Source organism: Vreelandella neptunia (assembly GCF_022489065.1).
GTDB lineage: Bacteria > Pseudomonadota > Gammaproteobacteria > Pseudomonadales > Halomonadaceae > Vreelandella > Vreelandella neptunia_A.
The window spans coordinates 119,956-146,238 of record NZ_JAKVTW010000012.1 but is presented as its reverse complement, the minus strand read 5'-3'; the positions used below and the strand labels follow the sequence as shown (position 1 = coordinate 146,238).

General features: G+C 54.5%; 24 protein-coding genes and 1 riboswitch. Of the genes, 11 read left to right on the top strand and 13 right to left on the bottom strand.

Annotation, left to right across the window (positions count from 1 at the left end):
* Window positions 1-89: 89 nt before the first annotated feature.
* From MLE19_RS15540 to MLE19_RS15525, 4 genes are all read right to left on the bottom strand, one after another.
* Window positions 90-1,820, bottom strand: coding sequence for an ATP-binding protein (locus tag MLE19_RS15540; RefSeq protein WP_240719043.1), 1,731 nt, complete (start codon window positions 1,818-1,820; stop codon window positions 90-92).
* A gap of 473 nt (window positions 1,821-2,293) precedes the next feature.
* Window positions 2,294-3,565 (bottom strand): 4-aminobutyrate--2-oxoglutarate transaminase, encoded by a 1,272-nt coding sequence (gabT, locus tag MLE19_RS15535; protein ID WP_240719042.1) that lies wholly within the window; start codon window positions 3,563-3,565, stop codon window positions 2,294-2,296.
* A gap of 11 nt (window positions 3,566-3,576) precedes the next feature.
* On the bottom strand, window positions 3,577-5,028 hold the full coding sequence (locus MLE19_RS15530) for an NAD-dependent succinate-semialdehyde dehydrogenase (protein WP_240719041.1): 1,452 nt from the start codon (window positions 5,026-5,028) through the stop codon (window positions 3,577-3,579).
* Between the two features lie 32 nt (window positions 5,029-5,060).
* Entirely contained in the window at window positions 5,061-6,476 is a 1,416-nt protein-coding gene (locus MLE19_RS15525; RefSeq protein ID WP_240719040.1) for an APC family permease, read from the bottom strand.
* Between the two features lie 263 nt (window positions 6,477-6,739).
* Between MLE19_RS15525 and MLE19_RS15520 the strand changes: the two genes are divergently transcribed.
* The 8 genes from MLE19_RS15520 (at window position 6,740) to MLE19_RS15485 (ending at window position 14,080) form a co-directional block, all read left to right on the top strand.
* Window positions 6,740-8,158 carry a PLP-dependent aminotransferase family protein gene (locus MLE19_RS15520; RefSeq protein ID WP_240719039.1) on the top strand — a complete coding sequence of 473 codons (1,419 nt, stop codon included), beginning with the start codon at window positions 6,740-6,742 and terminating at the stop codon, window positions 8,156-8,158.
* A 145-nt stretch (window positions 8,159-8,303) separates the two neighbouring features.
* The gene (locus tag MLE19_RS15515; protein ID WP_240719038.1) at window positions 8,304-8,996 is read left to right on the top strand and encodes a lysozyme-like domain containing protein; all 693 of its coding nucleotides are present in this window, start codon (window positions 8,304-8,306) and stop codon (window positions 8,994-8,996) included.
* 10 nt (window positions 8,997-9,006) lie between these two features.
* Entirely contained in the window at window positions 9,007-9,747 is a 741-nt protein-coding gene (locus tag MLE19_RS15510) for a sulfite exporter TauE/SafE family protein (protein WP_240719037.1), read from the top strand.
* A gap of 70 nt (window positions 9,748-9,817) precedes the next feature.
* Complete coding sequence (locus tag MLE19_RS15505) at window positions 9,818-11,005, top strand: M24 family metallopeptidase (RefSeq protein WP_240719036.1); 1,188 nt, start codon at window positions 9,818-9,820, stop codon at window positions 11,003-11,005.
* A 150-nt stretch (window positions 11,006-11,155) separates the two neighbouring features.
* A complete protein-coding gene (locus MLE19_RS15500) occupies window positions 11,156-11,527 on the top strand; it encodes a hypothetical protein (RefSeq protein ID WP_240719035.1) in 372 nt (123 codons plus the stop codon).
* A gap of 170 nt (window positions 11,528-11,697) precedes the next feature.
* Window positions 11,698-12,816 carry an alkene reductase gene (locus MLE19_RS15495; protein ID WP_240719034.1) on the top strand — a complete coding sequence of 373 codons (1,119 nt, stop codon included), beginning with the start codon at window positions 11,698-11,700 and terminating at the stop codon, window positions 12,814-12,816.
* 132 nt (window positions 12,817-12,948) lie between these two features.
* Window positions 12,949-13,416, top strand: a complete 468-nt coding sequence (locus MLE19_RS15490; protein ID WP_240719033.1) for a TspO/MBR family protein — start codon at window positions 12,949-12,951, stop codon at window positions 13,414-13,416.
* 70 nt (window positions 13,417-13,486) lie between these two features.
* Window positions 13,487-14,080 (top strand): cell division protein ZipA C-terminal FtsZ-binding domain-containing protein, encoded by a 594-nt coding sequence (locus MLE19_RS15485; RefSeq protein ID WP_240719032.1) that lies wholly within the window; start codon window positions 13,487-13,489, stop codon window positions 14,078-14,080.
* A 6-nt stretch (window positions 14,081-14,086) separates the two neighbouring features.
* Here the strand turns inward: MLE19_RS15485 and MLE19_RS15480 are convergent, their stop codons facing one another.
* Together MLE19_RS15480 and MLE19_RS15475 are read right to left on the bottom strand one after the other, a co-directional pair.
* On the bottom strand, window positions 14,087-15,673 hold the full coding sequence (locus MLE19_RS15480; RefSeq protein WP_240719031.1) for an ABC-F family ATPase: 1,587 nt from the start codon (window positions 15,671-15,673) through the stop codon (window positions 14,087-14,089).
* Window positions 15,674-15,770: 97 nt separating this feature from the next.
* The gene (locus MLE19_RS15475) at window positions 15,771-16,625 is read right to left on the bottom strand and encodes a sirohydrochlorin chelatase (protein WP_240719030.1); all 855 of its coding nucleotides are present in this window, start codon (window positions 16,623-16,625) and stop codon (window positions 15,771-15,773) included.
* A gap of 129 nt (window positions 16,626-16,754) precedes the next feature.
* Here MLE19_RS15475 and MLE19_RS15470 point away from each other — a divergent pair, with 129 nt between their 5' ends.
* Window positions 16,755-17,327, top strand: a complete 573-nt coding sequence (locus MLE19_RS15470) for a gamma-glutamylcyclotransferase (protein ID WP_240719029.1) — start codon at window positions 16,755-16,757, stop codon at window positions 17,325-17,327.
* Between the two features lie 2 nt (window positions 17,328-17,329).
* Here MLE19_RS15470 and MLE19_RS15465 read toward each other — a convergent pair whose 3' ends face one another.
* Together MLE19_RS15465 and MLE19_RS15460 are read right to left on the bottom strand one after the other, a co-directional pair.
* Window positions 17,330-17,857, bottom strand: a complete 528-nt coding sequence (locus MLE19_RS15465; RefSeq protein WP_240719028.1) for an HPP family protein — start codon at window positions 17,855-17,857, stop codon at window positions 17,330-17,332.
* Between the two features lie 121 nt (window positions 17,858-17,978).
* Window positions 17,979-18,272 carry a hypothetical protein gene (locus MLE19_RS15460; RefSeq protein ID WP_240719050.1) on the bottom strand — a complete coding sequence of 98 codons (294 nt, stop codon included), beginning with the start codon at window positions 18,270-18,272 and terminating at the stop codon, window positions 17,979-17,981.
* Between the two features lie 231 nt (window positions 18,273-18,503).
* A riboswitch (glycine riboswitch) is annotated at window positions 18,504-18,604 on the top strand.
* 165 nt (window positions 18,605-18,769) lie between these two features.
* Between MLE19_RS15460 and MLE19_RS15455 the strand changes: the two genes are divergently transcribed.
* Window positions 18,770-20,041 (top strand): D-amino acid dehydrogenase, encoded by a 1,272-nt coding sequence (locus MLE19_RS15455; RefSeq protein WP_240719027.1) that lies wholly within the window; start codon window positions 18,770-18,772, stop codon window positions 20,039-20,041.
* 42 nt (window positions 20,042-20,083) lie between these two features.
* Here the strand turns inward: MLE19_RS15455 and MLE19_RS15450 are convergent, their stop codons facing one another.
* The 4 genes from MLE19_RS15450 to MLE19_RS15435 all read right to left on the bottom strand — a co-directional run bounded on the left by MLE19_RS15450 (window position 20,084) and on the right by MLE19_RS15435 (window position 23,110).
* Complete coding sequence (locus MLE19_RS15450; RefSeq protein WP_240719026.1) at window positions 20,084-20,851, bottom strand: amino acid ABC transporter ATP-binding protein; 768 nt, start codon at window positions 20,849-20,851, stop codon at window positions 20,084-20,086.
* A complete protein-coding gene (locus tag MLE19_RS15445) occupies window positions 20,844-21,509 on the bottom strand; it encodes an amino acid ABC transporter permease (RefSeq protein WP_240719025.1) in 666 nt (221 codons plus the stop codon). Before MLE19_RS15445 ends, MLE19_RS15450 begins: the two co-directional genes overlap by 8 nt.
* Before the next feature lie 24 nt (window positions 21,510-21,533).
* On the bottom strand, window positions 21,534-22,175 hold the full coding sequence (locus MLE19_RS15440) for an amino acid ABC transporter permease (RefSeq protein ID WP_240719024.1): 642 nt from the start codon (window positions 22,173-22,175) through the stop codon (window positions 21,534-21,536).
* 77 nt (window positions 22,176-22,252) lie between these two features.
* Entirely contained in the window at window positions 22,253-23,110 is an 858-nt protein-coding gene (locus tag MLE19_RS15435; RefSeq protein ID WP_240719023.1) for a transporter substrate-binding domain-containing protein, read from the bottom strand.
* 195 nt (window positions 23,111-23,305) lie between these two features.
* Here MLE19_RS15435 and MLE19_RS15430 point away from each other — a divergent pair, with 195 nt between their 5' ends.
* Window positions 23,306-24,793, top strand: coding sequence for a PLP-dependent aminotransferase family protein (locus tag MLE19_RS15430; RefSeq protein WP_240719022.1), 1,488 nt, complete (start codon window positions 23,306-23,308; stop codon window positions 24,791-24,793).
* Between the two features lie 11 nt (window positions 24,794-24,804).
* Here the strand turns inward: MLE19_RS15430 and MLE19_RS15425 are convergent, their stop codons facing one another.
* A complete protein-coding gene (locus tag MLE19_RS15425) occupies window positions 24,805-26,151 on the bottom strand; it encodes an aspartate aminotransferase family protein (protein ID WP_240719021.1) in 1,347 nt (448 codons plus the stop codon).
* Window positions 26,152-26,283 lie beyond the last annotated feature (132 nt).

Below are 26,283 nucleotides of genomic sequence, written 5' to 3'. Positions count from 1 at the left end.
TATTTAATCGGGTATTACAGCCAGCTTAGGCCTCACCAGCATAACGGTGGTATGAGTCCGAACCAGGCAGAGGAAAAGTACTGGGTTAACTATAAAGCGGTGGCCAGTTTTACTTGACCACTACAGTTGTACTGCTTCCTTACTGCAATCGTATTTTCAACGCTTTCCAGGTAAAACTCGAAAAGCTGTGTTAACCCACTTAACCCTTTTGGGAAAGATCGCTGTCCAGAGCTTCTGATAGCTTTACAACAGGTTTTCAGAAAAAGCGGGTTTGAAAATTCCGGCGCAAGAATAGGTGTACTAGGCTTGGAAATCCCCTGCGCAGAGAGATACTTCTCTGCGGCGCGGTGCTCAAACCCCTGGAAACCTTGATGATGGATCTGAACGAGACAATTCTTATCGACACTATCCGGCAACATATACCGGCAATAGGTTGAACGGCAGCTAATCAGAAGCGAGATATTTTCAAACCTTGAGATGTCGGACAAAAAGCCTCTTAAAAAATCCCTCCATTGCTCGCGGTACGGCCCTTCATTAATGGCATCAATGACGATCAATGCCCGGCATTTTCCGGCCTCTCCGGCAGCATCGATTGCCCCTAAAACCTGATTATTGCTAAATTGATGTAAGTCGAGACTTTGTCTCACAAAATCAAGCGGGTTCCCGCCTCCGTACTGTGCCCCGAGTAAAAAAATAGTTGGCAGAGTCTCATCCGCCCTCTGAAGCGCCATATCACATAGAAGGTGTGATTTCCCGATTCCCGCTTCACCGTGGAGGAGCGCTGCCCCTGCTTCGTAAGCTTGCGCTTTACGGGATTGAAGAAATCTTTCAATTTCTCTGAGAGGGCTGTAAAAGCTTCCCGAATAGTGACGGAAGTCCCTGCTGCCAGGCTCTTCCTTAAATGTCTTCCCTTCGATCAGTTCGCGAAGGTCATGAAATGGCTTATCTATATTTTGCAGTGCCTCTTTCAGCACGTTCAGATCGTATCTGGCAGGCCTATGCTGCAACCAAGCCGTTAGTAGCGCCATAAATGGAGTATATACGCTCTCAAGCTTGTTCAGATCAATTCCACTGGCATCTTCAATCTTGTCACCAGTAACAAACCGGATGAACTGGTCATACTGTTCTTCAAGTTCTACTTTCTGAGTAGAGATTTCGGACCACCAGCCATCATTGGCGCAAAGCCCGTCAAACTGCCTGGTAATCGGCAAATCTACGTGAAACTCAGGCGTGAACCGGTCACCCAGAGCCTCCCTACTCTTTAGAGCCAGATGGCGAAGAGTCTCTGAACGCAGGTGCGGTTCATTAAACCAATAAAGACGCCGCCCTGAATATCTAGGATCATCAATCGCGAGCATAGTCGTAAATTCATGCTTGCCCCAAAACTTAAACGCTATCGTTCGTCCAGCAGCATTAGCAGATGTAGTCCACTTCTCAACGCGCGCCCTCCACTCATCTTCCACCGACGCAACCTTATTACCGCCTTTGCCGATTTTTCTACTGTCGGTCTTATCGAGCGGCAAACAAACAACATAGGTTCCCATATTAGGATGCTTGGACAGGGCTGTTTCAAATGACTCATCAAGCTGGCCCCAGCGAGAAGAGTTCATTTCTCCCGTGAAGTACTTGGCCTGCCAGCAAATTTCACTGTCATCATCCAGAATCCAGTAGCACTCAACCCCGGCATCCCCGCCTGCACCCTCTTTTCTTACGAACCTCTTAGCCTTTGCCGGTTTTTCTAAATGCGCTAACTGGCAAGCCAGCTCTTCAAAGCCGGAGTTCTGACTACCGTCAAAAGCACGAATGTTTGTAAAGTTCATCTCTATCATCGCTTTTTATATTTTCTCGTGGTTTCTTTAAAATCAAGTGCTGAGAGCTATGAGTAGATTCTGTGGGAAGTTTGCTTGATTGCGTCCACTTTGGTCGTAAGTAGCCATTTGCGATTGAATCTGGATTCCATCTAACGGTATTAGACAGCGTGCTATTAAGATTAGATGAACGCGCTGACATAATTTCCCGAAAAATGCACACTGCAAAATTCTTCCAAACCTATGATTTATTAACGGGCTGAATATTTAAAATTCGCGCTTCTGCTGCATTTGCTAGTACTTCTACGTTAAAAGGGTACCTGTCTTGCTATTTTTCTCATCCACTCTACCAAATCCAGCTTAGCACAGAGCACTTAGGGCGATTGACCATCTCAACTGTGGGCTTTCAACGCATAAAAAAAACCGCCCATCGCCAACAGCTTTCGCTGTTTAACGAGGGCGGGCTTCGTGCTGCCTAGACGATATTAGCTAAGCGCCTCCAAAGACAGTTCGATAATGCTCAAGCCTTCTTCCAGCACCGCAGAAGAAACCGTCAGCGGTACCAGAATCCGGATGCTATTGCCGTAAAAACCACAGGAGAGCAGGATCAACCCTTTCTCGCGGGCTTTGGCACACAGCGCACCGGTGAGCGCTGTATCCGGTTTCCCTTCGCTATCAAGCAGTTCAAACGCGGCCATGGCACCTAGCTGGCGGCCGTGGGCCACGGCGGGGAAGCGCTCTTCCCATACCGCGAAGCGCTCGGCGAGCATCTTGCCCATCTGCTCGCTGCGCGCCAGGATATCTTCCTCTTCGATTACCTCGATCACCGCCAGCGCCGCGGCACAAGAGAGCGGGTTGCCGCTGTAGGTGCCGCCTAGGGAGTTGGGGCCGGAGGCGTCCATTACCTTGGCGCTACCCACCACAGCCGAGAGCGGCATGCCGTTCGCCAGGCTCTTGGCGGTGGTCAGAATATCCGCCTCGATGCCGCTATGTTCGAGGGCAAACAGCTTGCCGGTGCGGGCAAAGCCGGACTGCACTTCGTCAGCAATCAGCAGAATGCCGTGCTCGTCGCACAGGGCGCGCAGTGCTTTTAGGTAATCCGGCGAGGCGATGTAGAAACCGCCTTCGCCCTGTACCGGCTCAATCACGATGGCCGCCGTGCGGTGGGGGGCGATATCGGTTTTGAACAGCGTGCGAATGGCGTTCAGCGAGGCTTCTTCGCTGATGCCGTGCAGCGGGTTCGGGAACGGGGCGCGGAACACGTCGCCCGGCATCGGGCCGAAGTCGTTCTTGTAGGGCAGCACCTTGCCGGTCATCGCCAGGGTCATCATGGTGCGGCCGTGGAAGGCGCCGTCGAAGGTGATGATGCCGGTGCGGCCAGTGGCGGCGCGGGCGATCTTCACCGCGTTTTCCAGCGCTTCTGCACCGGTGTTGACCAGCATCGCTTTGCGCTCTGGGCCGCGCACCGGGCTTAGTTCGCAGAGCTTTTGGCACAGCTGCACGTAGGGCGCGTAGGAAATTACCGCGGCACTGGTGTGCATGACTTTCTTGAGCTGCGCTTCAACGGCGGCAACGATTTTTGGGTGGCGGTGGCCCAGGTTCAACACACCGATACCGCCGGCGAAATCGATCCAGCGATTGCCGTCGGCGTCCCACAACTCGGCGTTTTCAGCGCGTTCGGCAAAATGGGTGGTCGGCGTGGCGGCACCGTTGGCCACGTAGCGGTTTTTCAGGTCGTTCAGTTCTTGATTCGTCATCATCGTTCTCTTTATAAACCGCCAACGCAAACGTATTTCAGTTCGGTAAATTCATCCAGCCCGTGGTGAGAACCTTCGCGGCCCAGCCCGGACTCTTTTACCCCGCCAAAGGGCGCGAGCTCGGTGGAGATCAGCCCCTCGTTGACGCCGACCATGCCGTATTCAAGCGCTTCCATGGTGCGCCAGATGCGGCGGTAGTCGGTGGCATAGAAGTACGCAGCCAGGCCAAACGGCGTATCGTTGGCCATCTGGATGGCTTCTTCGTCCTGCTTGAAGCGGAACACCGGCGCCACGGGGCCGAAGGTCTCTTCATCAGCCACGGCCATCTCGGTGGTGACGTCAGCCAGCACCGTGGGCGTATAGAAGCGCTCACCGGCAGCGTGGAGTTTGCCGCCGCACATAAGCCGTGCGCCTTTGCCTTGGGCGTCGTCTACGTGGCGCTGCACTTTATCTATTGCCGCTTGGTTGATGAGCGGGCCGATAATGCTGCCTTCCGATAGGCCATCGCCGACCTTCAGGGCGTTCACGCGCTCGGTGAGCTTCTCGACGAACGCATCGTAAATGCCGTCCTGCACCAGAAAGCGGTTGGTGCAGACACAGGTTTGCCCCGCGTTACGGAATTTGGAGGCGATGGCGCCGTTAACGGCGGCGTCTACATCGGCGTCGTCAAACACGATAAACGGCGCGTTGCCGCCCAGCTCCATAGCGGTTTTCTTGACCGTACTCGCGCACTGGGCCAGCAGGCGTTTGCCCACCGGAGTGGAGCCAGTGAACGAGACTTTGCGCACTCGGGGGTCAGTGGTGAGCACTTCACCCACGGCAGCGGGCTTGGAAGCAGTGACCACGTTAATGGTGCCCGCTGGCAGGCCCGCTTCCAGCGCTAGGTAAGCCGCGGCCAGCGCGGTTAATGGCGTAGCTTCAGCAGGTTTGATGACCACAGTGCAGCCAGCGGCCAGGGCCGGGGCGCACTTACGGGTAATCATTGCTAGCGGGAAGTTCCAGGGGGTAATGGCCGCCACAACGCCGACCGGCTCGCGCAGTACCAGCAGGCGCTTGTCGGCGCCGTGGCTGGGCAGGGTTTCCCCGGCCATACGCTTGGCTTCTTCGGCGAAGAATTCAATAAACGAGGCGCCGTAGGTGACTTCACCTTTGGCTTCCGCCAGCGGCTTGCCCTGCTCCAGTGTCATCAGGCGGGCTAGGTCATCGGCGTGCTCATTAATTAGCTCAAACCAACGGCGCAGTAGCGCAGAGCGCTGCTTCACTGGTGTGGCGCGCCAGGCAGCGCCTGCTTCATAGGCGGCGGCCACAGCGTCACGGGTATCGTCGGCGCCCATCTCGGCTACGCGGGCAATGGTCTCACCGGTAGCGGGGTTGTCCACCGCAAAAGTTTGTTGGCCTGTACGCCACTCGCTACCCACCAGGGCAGGAACCGCGTCGTGCAACCACTGTTCGATAAAGCTCATGGTTATCTCCTCAATGTTGTTTGTGGCGATGATTAGTAGTCGATCTTCATATGGCGGTCGCTGTACTCACGCCCGTAGGTGCGCAGTGCGTGCACATATAACGCGATGCCCAATAGCGCCCAACCGGCAAAGATGGTCCATTCAGCACCGCTCAACGCTGCCGGGCTACCGGGTAGGTAGAGGCACGCCATCGCGAAAGAGAGAATGACGGCTAAGGTGCCGCACAGTTTGCCGTTGCTGACCTTGAACGGACGCGGCATATCCGGCTCACGCACGCGTAAGACCATGAACGAAATCGCCACAAACAGGTAAGCAATCACAATGCCTAAGCCACCGGCGTTAACGATCCACACCAGCGCGGGACGGCCAAAGAAGGGCACGATGCAGGAGAGAAAGCCCATCATAAAGATGGCGTTGGTAGGCGTTCTGTAGCGAGGGTGCAGCTTAGCGAACGGTGCAGGCAGCATGCCCGCTTTAGCCAGCGCATAGATCGCCCGGGAGCCGCCAATGTAGAAGGCGTTCCAGCTGGTAATAATGCCCGCAATACCCGCCATGACCATTAAGTTGCTGGCCCACCCGGCATTAAACAGGCTGCCCATGGCATCCGGCACGCTGAGTGAGCTTGCCGCCAACTCCTCACTGTTAAGCGCAAGGCTGGTCGCCAGAATAATAAGCGCATACCACACCACCGCCAGAATGACCGACATCATAAGCACTTTGCCGATGGCTTTATAAGGCAGGTTGATCTCTTCAGCGGCCTGGGGAATAACGTCAAACCCCACAAACAGGAACGGGACCATGACCAGCACGGCGACAATACCTGCGAACACGCCGGTATCGGCCTGGGTGAAGAGCGGCATCATGTTGATGGTTTCGCCCTCAAACAGCGAACCGGTGACGAACATTACCCCCACCAGCAGAATCAACCCGGTGACGACCTTTTGCAGCAGCGCAGCAGTGGTCACGCCGAAGTAGTTGATCACCATCATGGCGAGCGAACCGCCCACGCCTACCGCTACCCAGGTAGCTTTCACTTCCCACCCGGCAATCGTCCAGAGGTGGCCGACGGCGTAGTTGGGTGCCAGGTGTTCGATGACCGTGGGTAACGCGACGGCTTCAAAGGCCACGACGCTTAAGTAGCCTAAAATAATCGCCCAGGTACATAAGAATGACGGCCAGTGGCCCAAGGCACGGTAGCTGTAGACGTGCTCACCACCCACTTTGGGCATCGCAGCAGCAAGCTCCGCATAAGTAAGGCCGACCAAGACAATCGCTAAGCCGCCGATAATAAAGGCTATAATGGCGCCTAGGCTGCCAGCAGATTGAATCGCGGTGCCGGTGAGTACTATCCAGCCCCAGCCAATCATTGCGCCGAAGGCCAGTGCTAATACATCGCCCCGGGCCAGTACCCGGACGAGCCCTTCCTGTTCTGATGAGGGTGTGGTCATTGTAGAGTGTCCTGCGAGTTATTGGATGTTGTCGTGGGCGCTCAGGGGCGCAGTATCCTGATCTGTTTTAACAGCCTCGTTTTAAACGGACTTGCTTAATAGGATAGCAACACGCTAGCAGGCGGCGATAAAATCGCGAATGCACCACTTTAGCGCTCGACTAGACCACTTTTTCAGTGCACCAAAAAGATGCACGATTCGCATATTGCTTTCGTCTAAGTGCTCGCTATTAGCGGGCCTAATGGGGCCAAGGAGGCATTCAGATGGATCGCAAGGAGGTCGTGCACCAACTTGTACAACTTTATGCACTCCAGCCGGAGCGGTTGAGTAAGCAGGTACGTATAGAACAGGCATTGCGCCAAGCGATTACCCAGCAGTGGCCTTCTGGGCTGCGGCTGCCCTCTCATCGCCAGTTGGCGGATGCTCTTAGCGTCGCCCGCCAGACCCTGGCGTTAGCGGTTCATAAACTGCTCGAAGAGGGATTGCTGAAGACCGCTCATGGCCAAGGTACTTGGAGCTGCAAACCCGTAACGCCAAGCCCTGCTGCACGAGGCAACGCGCAGCTCTCTTCTCGCGCCCAGCGGGTGCTGGGTGGCCCTGGCGCCAGCATGATCCAAAGCGGCGCCTTTGTGCCCGGTATTCCTGATATCGCTCAGTTCCCGATGCGTAAGTGGCGGCAGCTCTATGCCAGCGTAACGGTGCCGCAGAATGCCCTTCTGCTCTCCTACTCCACCGGTGGTTATGGCCCGTTAAAGCGCGCGATACGCGATTTTTTGGCCCGCTGGCGCAATATTGATTGTGACACTGAGCAGATCATCATTACCGACGGCACCCATAACGGTATTGAGCTATGTGCCATGGCGCTGGCCGATGTTGGCGATACCGTTGCCATGGAGTCGCCCTGCTATTGGGGCGCACGCAATGTGTTCACTGCGACGGGATTAGAGATCCAGATGCTGGCTTGGCAGCCCGGCCAGGGGCACTCGTTACCGGTTGATCCTGGCCCGGTAAAAATGGCCTACCTGACTGGCTCGCACCACTATCCACTCAGCGTGCCTACAAGCGCTGCCGATAAACAGCGTCTATGCAATACCTTAGCGCCCACTTATATTGTCGAAGATGATTACGAGTTCAATCGCGACGACCACCCTAACCTGCTCTTTGACCCCAACTCGGAGCGTCACTTGCTGGTAGGCTCGTTTTCCAAGATGATGTTTCCAGGACTGCGGTTAGGTTATTTAGTCGTGCCACGCCATTTAGCGGGGCCAATGAACCGCCTGCGCAGCGAGCTGTTCCGCGAAGGCCGCATGCTTGATCAGGCCGTACTGGCGCAGTTTATTTTTGATGGCGATTTGGATGCCTGGTGCCGACGTATTCAGCGCGACTACTTGGGCCGCCAGCAGGTGCTACATGATCAGCTACGCTCGCTGCCAAAGGTGCGCAGCGTTTCACCCCCTAGCAGCGCCATCAGCCTATGCGTTGAATTTGAGCCGCATATCAACGACGTGCAAATTGCTCAAACGCTACTAAAAGAGCACTTAATCGTGCGTCCGTTAAGCCCGGTATGCTCAATAGGCGACTCACGTTCAGGTCTTGTTATGGGTGTGGGTATGCTCTCGGGTGAAACCTTAGTGCGCGAGGCACAGCGGCTAAGGCGCTGCTTAGAAACACTGTTACGCTAGGGCTGTTTCTCATTCTCGGCCTTTTGAATGATAAGAAAAGAATTCACGGCTTACCCACAGGCTTTCCAGTACTTATTCACAAAAATTATCCACAAGAACTTACCCACAAGCGCTTAACCACAAGAATTTATCCATAAGGACTTATATGTACCGCCCTGTTGATAGTTTTTCTTCACACTTCTTGCCTGCTCTGCCCTCGGCGTTCACTAGGCTTCGTTTGTGGGTAGCGCTGAGTTTCATCCTGGTTCTCTCTGGCTGTGCCACCTTTGCCCCCAACCCGCCCCAGGATCAAAGCAATATCTGCGAGATATTCCGCGAGCAGCCTAGTTGGTACGACTACGCCCAGGAGTCCCAGGAGAAATGGGGGACGCCAATTGCCACCCAGATGTCGTTTATTCAGCAGGAGTCCTCGTTTCGCAGCCATATTCGTCCTGATCGCAAATACTACTTAGGCTTTATCCCAGGCCCGCGTCCTTCCTCTGCCAAAGGCTATGCTCAGGCCCAAGACCCTGTATGGGAAGAGTATGAAGATCAAGCAGGCAGCCTCTTCTCGCGACGTACCCATATGAAACACGCCACGGATTTTATTGGCTGGTATAACCGCCGCTCTCAGCAGCAGGCGGGTATATCACTCAGTAATCCTGAGCACCTCTATTACGCCTATCACGAAGGCGCTGGCGGCTATCAACGCGGCACGTATCGCGGCAAACCGCAGGTATTGAGGGCAGGTCGTGAAGTGGCGGCCCGCGCTAATCGCTATCAATCCCAGCTCAACGCCTGCGAAGCGGAGTTTCAGTGCCGCAAGTTTTATCAGGTCTGGCCATTTTGCCGTAGTTAAGGGATAGACGATGTCACTATGGATAGGTGCGGCCCTGGTTAGCGTGGTGTTTTTCACCTCTATGCTTTCTGGCGTATTTGGCATGGCGGGCGGTTTGGTACTGCTGTGGTTTCTACTGCTGATTTTCCCTGCGGGCACTGCAATGGCGGTGCACGGCGTAATACAGCTCACCGCGAATGGCTCACGAGCATGGCTTTCGCGGCGCTATATTGTCTGGCGCATCGTCTTTTTTATGACGCTGGGTGTACTGAGCGCCGCAGGCCTACTGCTGCTATTCAATTACAGCCCCAACGCCGCCAGCGTCTCGATTTTGATTGGTTTGATGCCGATATTGGTGTGGATGCCGAAGCGCTGGTTTCACCTGGATGCCAATCGCGCTAGTCACGCAGTGTGTTGCGGCATTGCTTCTGGTGGCTTAACGATTGCGGCGGGGGTTTCCGGGCCGCTGATCGATATCTTCTTTGTGCGCTCACGTATGGATCGCCGCCAAGTGGTGGCCACCAAGGCGATGATTCAGGTAGTGGCGCACAGTATTAAAATACTCTTCTACCTGGGTGCCGCCATGGCACTTAGCGCTGGCGAGTGGGGCATTGTGCTGCTAGCAGCGCCGTTTGCCATGCTCGGCACTCAAGCGGGTAACCGCATTTTACACCGCCTCACCGATGCCAACTTCCGCACCTGGACTCGCTGGATCGTGACCGGTATTGGGGTTTTCTACTTTCTGCAGGGGATATTTTTGCTCACCCGCTAGCGTTGATGGAGAAAAAAGCGAGCTCCTGGCAGAGGCCTATACTGACCTTACCTAAATATTGGAGGTCGCTATGGATTATCATCATTACCGCGAAGCCCTAACCGAAACGCTTGCCCAGAGTGAAGTGCCCTTTCCCGCTGGCGAATATCAGGCGCGCCTGGTTAAAGTGCGCCATGCCATGGAACAACAAGCGTTCGATGCGCTGCTGCTCACCGACCCCGCCGACATTAATTACCTCACCGGCTATCACACCTTTGAAGTCTCGGTTCACGCCTGCCTGGTCTGCACCCAGGAGCGGTTAGTGCTGCAAGTCGCCTCGATTGAAACAGGGGCGGCAGTCGTCACCGCCCAGGTCGATGAGATCATCGGCTACCGCTGGGAAAACCTCGATGAAATCATCGCGCCATTGGCGGATCTGCTGGCCCACTGCCAGAAGATTGGTATTGATGGCTGGAGTGCTGGGCTGCGCTTTGGCGTGATTGATGCACTGCTGAAGACCATTGGCCGTGAGCGCTTTTGCGAAGCAGGCGCGTTAGTCGATGCGATTAGAATTGTTAAAAGCCCTGCTGAACTTGAGATGCTGCAAGAGAGCGCGCGAATCACTGCTCTAGGCCTAGAGACCGCGATACAGAGCATTCGCCCCGACATGACCGATAACGACATTGCCGCCATCGGCGCCAAAGCGCTGTTGGAAAACGGCAGCGAGTTTATGAGCCTGCAGCCGATTGTGACCAGCGGTCACCGGATTGGCGTCATTCACGTTAACCATAAGCGGCGTGTGATACAGCCTAACGAGCCAGTATTCTTAGAGTTCGGCGCTGCTTATCAACGCTATACCGCTCCCATGATGCGCACTGCGGTGACGGGCACTCCAAACGCGGCCCTTTCTGAGACACGTGATCTTTGTCTTTCACTGTTTGAGGCACTGTGCGACACCATGCGGCCCGGCAACAGTTTTGATGCTGCCGCTCAGGCTGCCGATGCGCTTCTCTCCCCAAAGCGCGACCAGTATTTCTTCTCCGGTGTATTTGGTTATGCCGTGGGTGCACAGTTTCCGCCTAGCTGGGTGGAGGGTACCGGCTTTATCGCCAAAGGTCAGACTCGCACCTTTGAGACCAATATGGTCTTTCACCTGCCGCTTTGCCTGCGCGTACCCGGCCAGTGGGGCGTAGGAATAAGCGACACCGTGGTGGTAACCGAGCAGGGGGCCAAACCACTCACTAACAACGATTGGCAACTGTTTGAGGCGCGCTCATAGGTTCCTGCCCCTGATAGCCATAGCATTGACAGGCCGATAAAGGAGCGCTATTGTCGCCTTAGATGCAAATGAGAAACACTCTCTTTATTTTATTGGCTAGATGATTGGGCTTATGCCCACAGGAAGCAACCAGCGTGAGGGATTAGTGGGATGACTAGCGAGCAGCGGCAACTTCGCCAAACAGTCATGTTTTTGCGCACCTCTTTTGAAGCGGTACAGCACTCTATCGCTGGCCGCTTGGAAGACCCGCTGCCCTGCTGGATGGATACCCAAATGCTTGAGATGCTGTCCCGGGAGCTTAATCGCTGCTGCCAACAATCCAAGCCTCTATTTGCCCCCCTCGTTACTGAACAACTCTATATGGCCGCCCAGCAGTGCGAGCTGCTGCTGAAGCAGTGTCCTGGCGTACTCAGCAGTGCCGTCTGCCATCGCCAGCTGGGCGCCATTATGCTGCCGCTGGCCAGTGCCCTTCAGCAGATCGACACCCCCGTCAAGCGCCGCTGGCTATGGATGCGACGCTAAATTTTGTTTTTGCTGTATAACTAACCCCGCCTGATTTTCTCAGCGGGGTTTTGTTATGCCGACAACGTCCCCATTAACTATGCTATGGCTTATCAGTTGGCGCTTACTAGTAAACTGGTCTATTCTGATCGCCACTGTTTAACTGACTGCATTTAAAAGGAGTTTGCTTTATGGCGTATGAAACGCTTTTTACACCGACTAATCTTGGTAGCTTATCGATTCCTAACCGCGTCATCATGGCGCCGCTGACTCGTTCGCGTACGCCGGATAGCGTACCGGGCAAGATGCAGGAAGCATATTACGGCCAGCGCGCTGGATCTGGGCTAATAATCAGCGAAGCTACCAACATCTCTCCCACTGCCCGTGGCTATGTGTATACGCCGGGCATTTGGACCGACGCTCAAGAAGCCGGTTGGAAAGGCGTTGTGAATGCAGTGCACGCCAAAGGTGGTCGTATGGCGCTGCAGCTGTGGCACGTGGGGCGCGTTTCTCATGAAATGGTGCAACCTGACGGCCAACAGCCGGTAGCCCCGAGTGCCTTGAAAGGCGAAGGCGCCCAGTGTTTCGTTGAGTTTGAAGATGGCACCGCTGGTCAGCACCCTACCAGCACACCGCGTGCGCTGGAGACCGATGAGATCCCAGGCATTGTCGAAGACTACCGCCAGGCGGCCGAGCGCGCTAAACGCGCTGGTTTCGATATGGTCGAAGTTCACGCAGCAAACGCATACCTGCTCAACCAGTTCCTGGCGACCGGTACTAACAAACGTACCGACCAATACGGCGGCTCTTTGGAAAATCGCGCCCGCTTCCCGCTGGAAGTCGTCGATGCCGTGATTGATGTGTTCGGCGCTGACCGAGTCGGCATCCGTATGACGCCGTTTATTGAACTGTTTGGCTTGACCGACGACGAGCCGGAAGCAATGGCGTTCTATATGGCCGAGCAGCTCTCCAAGCGTGGTCTTGCCTATCTGCACCTGAACGAACCCAACTGGGCCGGTGGTGATATTACCTTCCCTGACGGTTTCCGCGAGCAGATGCGTGAGCGCTTTAGCGGCAGCCTGATCTACTGTGGCAACTACGACGCCGAGCGCGCCGAGAAACGCATCAGCGAAAACACCACTGATGCCGTGGCCTTTGGCCGCCCCTACATCGCCAACCCGGATCTACCGGAACGCTTCCGTGTAAACGCGCCCCTCACCGAGCCGAACCACGAAACGTTCTACGGCGGTGACGAGAAGGGCTATACCGACTATCCGTTTATGGATAACGGCTATGACCGTAAGGGTTAAGACAGCATTCGTTTAGCATATTGCTGAACCCTTACCGCTAAAAAGCATCACTTAGGTGATGCTTTTTTTATGTCTGGTTGTTTGCAAACACTGCTAGGCTATTGATTCTTTCGTTTTAATAACAGGTGATACATGCTTGGTTCGCTGCTGGTGCTGCTGATGTCTATCTTGCTTGTTGGCCTTACCGCCAGTACCGGCGCGCGTTTTCGCCCTGATGGGTGGTACCGCGAACTGCGCAAGCCGACCTGGACACCGCCGGATATCGCCTTCCCTATTGCGTGGGGCATACTCTATCTTTTGATGGCCATCGCCGCATGGCGACTCTATATGGCAGAGGAGTCGGCGTGGCGCACGGCAAGTTTAGCGGTTTACGCAGTACAACTGTGTGCCAATGCAGCGTGGTCCTGGCTGTTTTTCGGGCGCAAGCAGATAGCTGCCGCGCTGGTCGATATCGTGGTGTTACTTGGGTTGATTACGATCGCCATTGTGCTGTTTTCCCAGGTAAGCACGCTAGCCGCGTGGCTGATGGTGCCTTACTGGCTATGGGTTGCGCTGGCACTGGGATTGAACGCGACTATTTGGCGGCTGAACCGTCACTAACGGCAGTTTTCCATACACGCTTGGCGTTAAGAGTGAGTTTAACTGGGTTTAAAAGAGGGAGGGTAGGAAGATGGAAAACACATCTACGGTGACACTGTTGGCGGGCGGGTCATTGATCTTAGGCCTGATCGCAGCGGGTCTGTTTTTCTATTTTATGCTCTCCCAGCGACGTAAACGTTCTAAAAAAGAGTCAGCTCCTGTAGAACAACCAGCTGCTAACGCCACGCTAGAGCCTGCTCCTAAAGCGCCGCCAGCGGCCAAAGACGAACCTAAGACGTCGTTTAAACAGCATTCGCTGTTTGTAGTGTTCGATAACCCTTCGCCAGACACTACTCAACAGCTAACTGATTGGCTGCGCCAAGTCGAGGCCAAATACGACCCGTTAACCAAGGTTTATCATGTACCGGGCAAGCAGCCTTCTAATCCAGTGACGATAGCCAACGCCTTTCTACCGGGCGAGATGCCCGATCTTTTTCGCGATTCAAACCACGAAGTGAAAGGCATTAGCTTGCTGGTCAAACCCCCACTGCATAAGCGCCGCAATCAGCAGATGATCGTGTTTGTGGATTTAGCCAAGCAAGCCGCTGAGATTTTTCAGGGCCAGTTACTCGATGCTGACCGAAACCCCGCCACAGATAACACCTACCAACGCATCATTGGTTAAGTTTGTTTAGACAACGCCCTGACTGCGCAGGTAGTCATCGTAGCTGCCGCTGAAATCGACAATGCCTTCCGGCTGCATATCAATAATGCGCGTGGCTAGCGATGACACAAACTCACGGTCGTGGCTAACAAACAGCAGCGTGCCTGGGTAGTTCTCCAAGGCTAGGTTCAACGCCTCGATAGACTCCATATCCAGGTGGTTGGTTGGCTCGTCCATCAGCATTACGTTGGGCTGAGTAAGGATTAACTTACCGAACAGCATGCGCCCCTGCTCGCCACCGGAAATGACCTTCACCGACTTGCCGATATCATCGCTGGAAAACAGCATCCGCCCTAGGGCGCCGCGAACCACCTGCTCACCGCCCTGCGTCCATGCCGACATCCATTCAAACAGCGTCGCGTCGACAGCAAAGTCAGCGCTGTGATCCTGGGCAAAAACACCCACGTCAGCGGCTTCGGTCCACTTCACCTCACCAGAATCCGGGTGCAACTCGCCTGCCAAGGTTTTCAGCAGCGTGGTTTTACCGATGCCGTTGGGGCCGATAATCGCAATCCGCTCGCCAGCCTCTACCGTCATAGAAAGACGTTCAAACAGCGGCGGGCCGTCGTAGGCTTTAGTGATCTCATTTACATTGACGGCGTTGCGGTGGATTTTCTTGGCCTGATCAAAGCGGATAAAAGGACTAACCCGGCTGGAGGGCTTGATATCTTCCAGCTTGATTTTATCGATTTGACGCGCCCGTGAGGTAGCCTGCTTAGCCTTCGAGGCGTTGGCGGAGAAGCGGCTAACGAATTGCTGCAGCTCGGCAATCTGGGCTTTTTTCTTGGCGTTATCCGAGTGCTGACGCTCACGCACTGCGGTGGCGGCGGTCATGTAGTCATCGTAGTTACCCGGGAACAGGGTAATTTCGCCGTAATCCAGATCCGCCATGTGGGTGCAGACACTGTTCAAAAAGTGGCGGTCGTGGGAGATGATGATCATGGTGCTGCTGCGCGCTTTAAGAATGTCTTCCAGCCAGCGGATGGTGTTGATATCCAGGTGGTTGGTGGGCTCATCCAGTAGCAGCACATCAGGGTCGGAGAACAGCGCCTGGGCCAGCAGTACGCGCAGTTTCCAACCCGGTGAGACTTCGCTCATTGGGCCGGTGTGCTGCTCGATGGGAATGCCCAAACCTAGCAGCAGTTCGCCCGCGCGGGACTCAGCGGTGTAACCGTCAAGCTCAGCAAAGCGCACTTCCAGATCGGCGACGGCCATGCCGTCCTCTTCACTCATTTCGGCAAGCGAGTAAATACGCTCGCGCTCGGCAGCCACCGACCAGAGCTCGACATTGCCCATGATGACGGTGTCGATGACGCGCTCATTCTCAAACGCAAACTGATCCTGACGCAGCTTACCCAACCGAGTACTGCTATCCAGCATCACCTGGCCGGAAGAGGGCTCCAAATCGCCACCGAGAATTTTCATAAAGGTGGATTTGCCGCAGCCGTTCGCGCCAATCAAGCCGTAGCGATTGCCGTTATTGAATTTAACGGAGACATTTTCAAACAGGGGCTTAGCCCCAAACTGCATGGTGATATTGGCGGTTGCGATCACAAAAGGAGCCCGGTTAACGTGTCATTGATAATCAATAGAAAGGCTCGCGATTCTACGCGCTATTTGGCCTGCATTCATCCATCAGACTTTAGTCACATCAGGCGATTGCCGGGATATCGAGTAGAAAACGTTGACCATCAAGCGCTTGGCGTAATCGCGAGTGTAAAATATCGACAATTCCGTGGTGCTCTCCCACCAGTTGCGTCGTGGTAACGGAGAGCCCTGGATGCTCCTGTTCAGCGGCGGCACATATTTCGGCAATATCGCCGCCCTCCCCAGCATGGCGCCCTGGCGAAAGAAACAGCATCGCCAGGATAACGGGGCCTGTCTTGAACTCGGGTAGCGCCAGCAAGTTTTCCAGTAGCGGCTCGTTAAAACGGTACTCATCGCCCTGGCGCCGCTCCATCGAGGCGGCAGCAGCACAGGCGACGTCATCGCCAAGCAGTACGCTAAGCTGACCCGCCAGGCGGTTACGTACGGCAGTAACTTCAGGGATTGGGCTACCGTGATCTACCAGCGCCACACGCGGCTTGGTCCCTGGCTGAAGTTTGTCACGCACGTTATCGGCCAGCAGGTGGGCTAAACGCAGGTCGTTATCGCCGAACTCATCCACCAAGGGTTGAGCTACGCGCACTTTAACGTGGGGAAAACGCTCTTGCAGGGTGGCCATACGCTCGGGCAGGTAGCCCGTCAGCGCTTTGCTGGGGCCAAAAAAGAACGGCAGTACGATAATCTCCGTTGCCCCCTGTTCGGCGCTGCGTTCAGCCGCCGGACCTAGGGTCGTGGCGGGAATACCATCGACCTCTTCCACCGGAATCTTATTGGAGTGCAGCAGCGAGGCCGCCTGCACGGTTTCGCCAATAATCTCGCTCAGCGAGGCCGCCAGACGGCGTAAATTAAGCGTTGCCTGCGGGCGTAGCGAGCCGTTATCAACCAAAAAAATCGCGCGCATGACAGCTCCTATTGTGCTATTCGAGGTCAAGTGGGTGTTCAACCATGCCGTGTTAAGATGGCTGTTTTACAAACTAGTTGCCCACCATGTTACTTGAAAACTGTGTCTTAAAAACGTTGGCTGATACCGATGCTTGATACCACTGCACTCAACCAGCAACGCAACTTCTTCGATGGTCACACGGCTATTTGGCTTTTTGGCTATGGCTCGCTGATCTGGAAAGCCGATTTTGCTTATCTAGAGCGCCGCCCGGCTTATATAACCGGTTGGGAACGGCGTTTTTGGCAAGGTTCCCACGACCATCGAGGGACAGTTGAATCGCCAGGACGGGTGGCCACCTTAATTCGCACTGAAGGAGCGGTGTGCCATGGTATGGCCTACCGAATTACGCCGGAAGTACTGGCTCCACTGGATATTCGGGAGAAAAACGGCTATTTGCGGGAAAAAGTGCCGCTCACTTTTTTTGACGACAATGGCGATACCGCCGAGCAGAGCGAAGGGCTTATCTATTTAGCCAGCGAAGATAACCCGGCCTTCCTGGGTGAGGCGCCGCTTGCCGAGATCGCTCAGCAAATTGCCAATGCCCACGGCCCCAGCGGCCCCAATCGTGACTACTTGGTCAATCTGGCCAAGGCGCTGCGGGAGCTCGGCGCCAAAGACGCCCATATTTTTGCCCTGGAGCAGAAGTTGAGCAGCTTTTAACATTACCAGTAGCGTGGATATCGGCGGTGACGGGCAAGGTTATTGACCAGTATGGCGATTATCAGCATGACTATACTGCCCGCACCGATTGGCAAAAGCGGATACCACCATCCCAACTGATGAACGCTGGCACCCCCGCCGACCGCAATCAGGGCCGCCGCTGCTCCCGGTGGATGAACCGTATGGGTTAGCTGCATACCCAGCACCGACAGTGATACGGCCAGAGCCATTGAGAGCGGTGTCGCTCCCAGCAATTGGTAGCAAGCAACGCCAATACCTGCGGAGAGCACGCTGCCAAACAATACGTGGCAGGGCTGGGCAAAGGGGCTTTCAGGGGCTGCATAGATGAGCACCGAGGTTGCGCCGAAGGAGCCTACGATAAGCAGTTGTTGTGACAGCCACGCCGAGCTTAACCAGCAAATGACCACCATACCGGTAAAGGCCCCGACCCATGACCAAAAAGCATCCTGCCAGCCTACCCGGGCGCGTTTAACTGGCTGGCCCCGCATCTTGCCAAGATAAGTTTTCATTGTACTCGCTTTGCACAAAATGAGTGCAAATGATGACAAGATGCACCAAATAAGCAAATGACAATGCGTCATACATTGCATGAAGCCAACTCAAGACGGTGGCTTAGGCGGAAACAGCCCCCTACATCATCAACCACGAAAGAATGAACAGACCCAATAAGGTACGAAATATCCCCCCAATCAGCGAGCCGCGCAGAAATGCACGTACACCGCCAAACAGAATCAATAGGCCAACGACCAGAACGGCAATACTAAAAAAAGAATCGTTTATTCCCAGAGAGCGGGTTAAGCCATCGATAAAATCACCAAAGGCACCAAAGAAATTGGTAAATATGCCCAATAAGAACTCAACCACTACGCGGATTGCTTCGCCAATGGTCTCGCCTATTTCGTCAAAAAATCCGTTTACCTGCATCGCATTTGCTTGCATTGATAGTACCCAAGGCTGAGAAGGATAAGCTTGGCATTGTCGGTTAAATACGCTGGTTGAGCAAAGCAGAACAGGATAATCCATCCCAACGGCGTGTATCACTCTGCGATTTCAGCCCGTGGAATAAGCGTTCACGACCTTAGTCGACTACCATGCTAAAACTAGTCACGTTAAAACTGATTGTGTTAAAACTATTTGCATTAAAACAAAAGCAGCAACGTGATAGCGGGAGAGCTTGGCGCATCAACACTCGATGCGCCAGCGCCGAAGGAGCAACAGCCCCGGAAACTCTCAGGCAAACGGACCGCTATCACCATCACTTTCCGAAGAGCGGCTGATGACTGCGTTACTCAGCCCACCGAAGGAGCAAGCGCGCCCAGCGGGTGCGTGAATCTCTCAGGTTCCATGACGGAAGGGGTACGCCCAGCAGCAATTACGCCGTTAGGTGGTATTCCCGACGCTCATACAATCTGGAGAGAGTTATGCAACGCATTGCCGTTATCGGTGGTGGTATCACCGGCATTACCAGCGCCTACGCTCTGGCTAAACGTGGCTATGACGTAACCGTCTTTGAAAAGCATCGCTACGCCGCAATGGAAACATCCTTTGCCAACGGCGGTCAGCTCTCGGCGTCAAACGCCGAAGTGTGGAACCACTGGCCCACGGTTATCAAAGGCTTGCGCTGGATGCTGAGAAACGACGCCCCGCTCCTGGTTAACCCCCGCCCAAGCTGGCACAAGCTGAGTTGGTTTGGCGAATTTATTGCCTCGATCCCCCGCTACTCTGCCAACACAACCGAAACCGCACGACTGGCCATTGCCGCCCGCGAGTACCTGTTTCAGTGGGCGCAGGAAGAGCAGATCGATTTCGATTTGAAGCAGAAAGGTATTCTGCATATCTACCGCGATAAAGCGGGCTATGACCACGCCGCCAAGGTATCGCAACTGCTCAGCAAAGGCGGCCTGGAGCGTCGCGCGGTCACTCCTGACGAAATGCGCACCATCGAACCCACTCTGGCGGGCAACTACTACGGCGGCTTCTTCACCGAAAGCGACGCCACCGGGGATATCCATAAGTTTACTCACGGCCTGGCGCAAGCCGCAGAGCGCCGCGGCGTAACGCTTAACTATGGCCACAGCGTGCAGGATATCGGCGCGGACGAACAGCACGCATGGATCACCGCCACTATTGAAGGCGAGACCGACGGCGAACCAGTGAGAGAGACCTTTGATAGCGTTGTGGTATGCGCCGGGGTGGGCAGCCGCATGCTAGCCGCCAAATTGGGCGACCGGGTCAATATCTATCCCGTCAAAGGCTATTCGATTACCGTAGAGTTGGATGATGCTGCCTCGCAGCAGGCAGCGCCCACCGTTAGCCTGTTGGATGATGAAACCAAGCTGGTCACCAGCCGCCTGGGCGATGACCGCTTCCGTATTGCAGGCACCGCCGAGTTTAACGGCTTTAACCGCGATATCCGCGACAACCGCATCCGCCCGCTAATCCGCTGGGTGGAAGAGTGCTTTCCGGGCGTCAGCACCCGCCGCGTGGTGCCCTGGGCGGGCCTGCGGCCAATGCTGCCTAACATGCTGCCCAAAGTTGGCCCAGGCAAGTTACCCACCGTGTTCTACAACACTGGCCACGGCCACCTGGGCTGGACGCTCTCTGCCATCACCGCCGATATGCTGGCCGATTCGGTGGAAGCAGCGGGAAAAACATCGGAATCTGTGCCAACGAGTACAACGCATTCAGCGTGATGTGCTCGCATTAAAGAAAGAGGGGAAGCCCCTCTTGGCAAGTTAAACTGCAGGCGCTTCAAGCTCCAAAAAGCGCCTGACCCGGTCGGTTTTCGGGTTCTCAAAGAACTCGCTGGGGTGGGATTTTTCAATAATGATGCCTTTATCAAGGAACACCACTTGATCGGAGACCGCCCGAGCAAACTCCATCTCATGGGTCACCAACACCATGGTGTAGCCCTCTTTGGAGAGGTCTTTGATCACCCCAAGTACTTCGCCGACTAGCTCAGGATCAAGGGCTGAAGTGGGCTCATCAAACAGCATCACCTTCGGCTGCATGGCAAGCGCTCGGGCGATGGCTACCCGCTGCTTTTGACCACCTGATAGCGTGTACGGATAGTCGTCACGCTTCTCGACCATACCCACTTTCTCAAGCAGCGCCATTGCTCGCTCTTCTGCCTCGGCTTTACTGAGGCCCTGAACATGGATAGGCGCCTCAGTGACATTGCGCAGCACACTCAAATGGGGCCATAAATTAAACCCCTGGAATACCATTCCTAAGCGCGCACGCATGGTTGCCAGCTGACGGCGGGACATGACTTTACCGCTGTCGCTAATGCCAATACGGTCACCGGCAATACGGATGTCGCCACGGTCTGGGGTTTCCAGCCAGTTTATGCAACGTAATAAGGTGGATTTGCCGGAACCCGATGAGCCTAAAATACTCACCACTTCCCCCGGCTGTACTTCCAACGAAACATCCCGCAGCACTTCGGTGCCATCGAAGCTTTTGGAAAGATTACGAATACTAACAGCGGCGGTCTCAGGCATTTTCGAATCCTCGCTTGGCGCCAAAACGGCCAATCATTTTGATAAACAGTTCTAAACCAATGCTGATCAGCCAGTAGAAGCCGATCACCACAATGAACGCCTCCATGGGAATGAAGTAGGTGCTCGACAGGCTGCTCGCCGCCGCAGTGAGTTCGCGCACGGTGATGATCACTAGAAAGGCGGTATCTTTCAGCAAAATAATCAGTTGGTTACCCAGCAATCCTCTTGTCTTCAAAATCAGCTGCGGCAAAATAATGCGCATAAACATGCTGGGCAGCGAAAAACCCTGGGCGACCGCCGCTTCAACCTGCCCTTGGGCAAAGGTGGTGCGACAGCCACGTAATATTTCCGCAAAGTAAGCCCCATGGTATATCACTAACGCAATGATCCCCGCCGTCCAGGCACTCATACGGATGCCTGCGCTGGGTAAGCCGTAATAGAGCAGATAAGCCAATATCAAAAACGGCAGCATGCGCATACCATCAATAAAAATGCGCAGCGGAATTTTTAAGCGCGGACGAGACCCTTCCAGTAAGAATACAATGCCACTGCCCAATATAAACGCTAGCACTGCGGATAAACTGAACAGTTTTAAGGTGTTATAAAAGCCATTCAAAAACACATCATGCGATGACCAAAGAATATCCCAGTTGCTCATAAAGGCTCCCCTTTGTTGGCCATGTTAGACGGCCAGCCGGCTGGCTTTACGCTCAGCCACACGTTGAAGCCATACCAGCAGACTGATAATCAGCATATACAAGGCCGCCGCCGCTAAAATGGGCGGCAGAGGGTCGTAGGTTACCGCTGAAATACGATTGGTCACGCGGGTCAAATCGACCACGCCGATGACGGCTATGGCGGGGCTGCCTTTAATTAGAAACGACATCTCATTTACCAATCCCGGCAGGCTGGTGATGGTGATTTGCGGCAGCATAATGCGGCGAAAATAGACCCAAGGGGTCATGCCAATCGCCAGCGCCGCTTCACGCTGTTCTTTGGAAAAGTTGTTGAATGCAGAGCGCCATATTTCGGCGTTAAAGGCGGTGGTATTGAGGGTTAGCGCAATAATACCGGCCACATTGCGATTAAGGTTAACGCCCATGGTCGGTGCGGTTAAAAAGATGAAGAGCACCAACGTTACCAGCGGTGTGGCTCTTGCCAGGCTAATATAAACCCCCAGCAACTGATGCAGAACGGGGATTTTTGCCACTCTTAGCAAGGCGATTATCAGCCCCATTACTACGCCAATGACAATGGAGATGCCGGATATCCACAGTGTTGTCCAGGCCCCCTGAATGAGAAGTCCCCATGCGCTACTGTCCATGCGTCCCCCTTACTCGCTGGATAAAGACACACAGCCGCTGCACCGTTTATCCGGTGAGCGGCTGTTATACATCACGCTTACATACCGGCCATTTCGTGGAACTCTTCCACCGAGGTGATGGGGGTTGTCGGTAGATCGTCAAACGACTCGCCAAACCACTCTTCCTGTAGCTCTGCTAGACGGCCTGAATCACGTAGGTGGCTCATAAAGTCAGTGATGTAAGTCAGCAGCTCGGGGCTGTCTTTGGGCATTGGCCAAGCCACGTAGCCGGGGCCGGAGACCGCTTGGCCCGCTTCAAATACGTCAGGGCGCTCACTAATCAGGTCATTAACCGGCACGATGGAATTGATCACGTAATCGACACGGCCATTGGCCAGATCCGCATAAATCTCTGGATAGGCTTCATACTGCATAACATCGCCCAGCTCGCCGCCGGTCTCTTCCAGCATGACTTCCAGCTCTGGAAGGCGCGAAAGCAGTGCACTACCCGCCTGCACGCCCAGCGTCATGCCGCTTAGATCTTCAATGCTATTGATACGGTCATCGCCCGCCCGTTTGATGTAAAAGTGCTGGGCAGAGGCAAACGGCGGCGCGTAGTTAAATACACGCAGGCGCTCATCAGTCACTGAGGCACCGGTAAGCGCCATGTCGTACTGGCCCGATGAAACGGAAGCCAGAAGCCCAGTCCACGGCAAAATATCCTGACGGATTTCGAAGTCTGAGTACTCTTCCAGCTCAATCAAGATGTCTTTGATAAAGCCATCAGGGTCGCTACCACTCATAAAGTTAAACGGTGCGTAATTATCTTCGGTGGCCACGCTCATGTAGCCACGGCTCTCTATTTCTTCCAAGTCGGCGGCTGTCACGGTTAATGACACGCTTAAAGCAAGGACACCAACGCTTAGTGCGGAGGTTAAAACAGCTACTTTTTTCATCGCCTTATTCCCCTAGAGTGGACAACCATCGCTAACCAAACGGTTACAAGTTGAAGTGACTTCACCCTAGTTTTTTATCCTCCTTCCGATTAGAGCCAGTTGGCGTAAAGTAAAAGGACAGTTGGCCATCTTAAAACTGGCACGAAATATGCTTAGCTTAAGTACAGAGAGGGTTTATCTGAGAAGGAGGAGTGCATGACAACACTGTGTCTTGAGGTCGACCCTAACGCTTCCACCTGCCTGCAGGAGCAACTGCGTGAAACACTATTGGAAGCGATTCGCTTAGGCAGTTTGCCCATTGATGACGCGCTTCCCTCTTGCCGTAAACTCTCTCAACAGCTGGGTATTTCACGTAATACGGTGTCGATTGTTTATGAAACACTGGTCGAAGATGGCTACTTAGTAAGTCGACCGCGTAGCGGCTATTACTTGCACCCTGACTATTACGACCCGCATTTAGTGTTTAATTCATCTTTAACAGCATTAACTGAAAAAAGCGCTGAATCAATAACTGCACCAAACTGGCACAAACGCATTACTCAGCGCCCTACTAACTACCAAGGGATTCTCAAACCAGGCAATTGGTCAGAGTATGCGTACCCGTTTATTTATGGCCAATTAGATACGCGGCTCTTTCCTCTAGCCCAATGGCGCGATGTTTCTCGTCGTTTATTAAGTTCGCAGCGCGATAAACCGTGGCTGCGTGACCGCATCGATCAGGATGATCCACTGCTGATTGAACAACTTCGTAAACGCATTTTACCGCGGCGAGGTATTTTTGCTCGGCCAGAAGAGATTCTGATTACCATGGGCACGCAAAACGCGCTGTACCTGATTGCGCAACTGCTCTGCCATCGGGGGACCCGAGTAGCCTTGGAGTCACCCGGTTACCGTGAAGCGATGAATGTGTTTGCCCACCGTGGTGCCAACCTGCAATTTCAGGCGGTGGATAATGAAGGTATGCGCCTGGAGAACACCCAGCAGTGCGACTACCTCTATGTCATGCCTAGCCATCAGGTGCCGACAGGCGTCACCATGAGCCGGGCCAGGCGTGATGCCCTGCTGGCACAACTACCCCACCGAGACCAAATCGTCATCGAGGATGACTACGACGCCGAGATTCACGGCGATCAGTTCGCGCTTCCGGCGCTGAAAGCCAGTGCGCAGAGTGCGCGGATTATCTATATGGGCAGCTTATCCAAAGCACTCTCACCAGGGCTGCGAATGGGCTATGTGGTAGCGGATGCGGAATTGATTGATGAATTACGGGCACTGCGGCGGATGATGTATCGCCATCCGCCCGCGGCCTTACAGCACCAGTTGGCACAGTTTATTTCCCAGGGCTACTACGAGCGCTATCTCAAACTGCATGTGGAAGAGATTGACCGGCGGCGGGATGCGATGCGTCTTGCCATCGACCAAGCGTTACCTGGCTGCCATAGCCACAGTAGTAGCCGCTCTAGCGCCTTCTGGATGGAGGCAGATTCCAGCATCGATACCCAGCGCCTTGCCTGGCATGCGGCTCAACGAGGCGTGCTCATTGAACCTGGCTTCCAGCACTTCTTTGATGCCGCCCCACCGAGACGCTTTTTCCGCTTGGGATTTGGTGCTATTGAAAGGGAACGTATCGACCCAGGCATACAGCGCCTGGGTCTCGCCTACGATAGTGCTTTAAATACTTAAGAGCCGCCTTATCAAGCCGGTACAGCGTAGCTTTCAAACACGCTATTCAAGATTGCCAAGCCCTCTTCCACTTCAGCTGCCGTCACAATGCATGGCGGCACCACGTGTATGCGGTTTTCGACAGTGAAGACCAGCAGGCCTTGCTCCATCAACTGCTGTTTTAGTTTTAGCACTTCAGCCCCTGGCAGGGGTGTTTTACGCACCGGGTCACTGACGAGTTCGAGAGCGTGAAAGACACCAAGGCCGCGCCAATCGCCTATCACCGCGTGGCGCTCGGCAAGTTGTTGCAGCCCTTTCGCTAACGGGCCGTTACCCATTTCGTCAGCATTCTCTACGATGCCCTCTTCTTCCATCGCATCGAGGGTCGCGACTATCGCCGCCATCGCTAGCGGATGGCCGGAGTAGGTTAGCCCGCCGACAAAAAAGTGGTCGTCAAAATAGCGAGAGATTGGCTCTGAAATAATCACGCCACCGGCAGGCACGTAGCCGGAGTTGACCCCTTTGGCAAAGACAATTAAGTCGGGCGCCATGTCGTAGTGCTCAAAGGCAAACCAGCGCCCCGTGCGGCCGAAACCGGCCATCACTTCATCGAGAATCAGCACGATGCCAAACTCATCGGCGAGCTGCCTAACACCCTGTAAATACGCTTTGGGGGGTAGCAGGACGCCAGCGGTACCGGGAATAGTTTCCAGCAAGATAGCGGCGACTGCCTTGGCACCTTCGCACTCAATCACTCTGCGTAGATGGGTTAACGCGCGCTCACACTCTTCATCCTCGTCCCGCGCCCAAAACTCGCTGCGATAAAGGTAAGGGTTAAAGAAGTGGACGTGCCCACTGGAGTACTCGTTGGGCACTCGCCGCCAATCCCCGGTGGCGGCAATCGCTGAGCCGGTATTACCGTGATAGGAGCGGTAGGCGGAAAGTATTTTAGTTCGCCCAGTAAAGAGCCGCGCCATGCGAATGGCATTTTCATTGGCATCCGCACCCGCATTGGTGAAAAACACTTTACTAAAACCAGTCGGCGCTTTGGCGATAATACGCTTAGCTGCTTCACCGCGTGCTAAGTTGGCATGGGCCGGCGCAATGGTGCATAAACTAGCGGCTTGAGCTTGAATCGCGCTGATTACTTTCGGGTGCTGATGGCCGATATTGGTATTGACTAGCTGGCTACTAAAGTCCAAATACTCACGCCCTGCATAATCCCAGACACGGCATCCTTGCGCGCCTGCAATGACCATGGGGTCTAAACTGCCTTGCTGCGCCCATGAGTGAAACACATACTGACGATCCAGGCCGTGCACATAGTGGTTATCTACACTGTGTGTAGTGGAATCAGAAACGGCAACATTGGCATTCATAACAAGCACCCTGTTTAATCCATAAAGAGATAGCGTGCTTGCCAGCCTAGTGAGTTCGAACCATTAAGCTGTAGGGCCAATCGTTACGAGCATGAGGGACAGACGCACCAGAGAGAGCCAATGTCACACTAT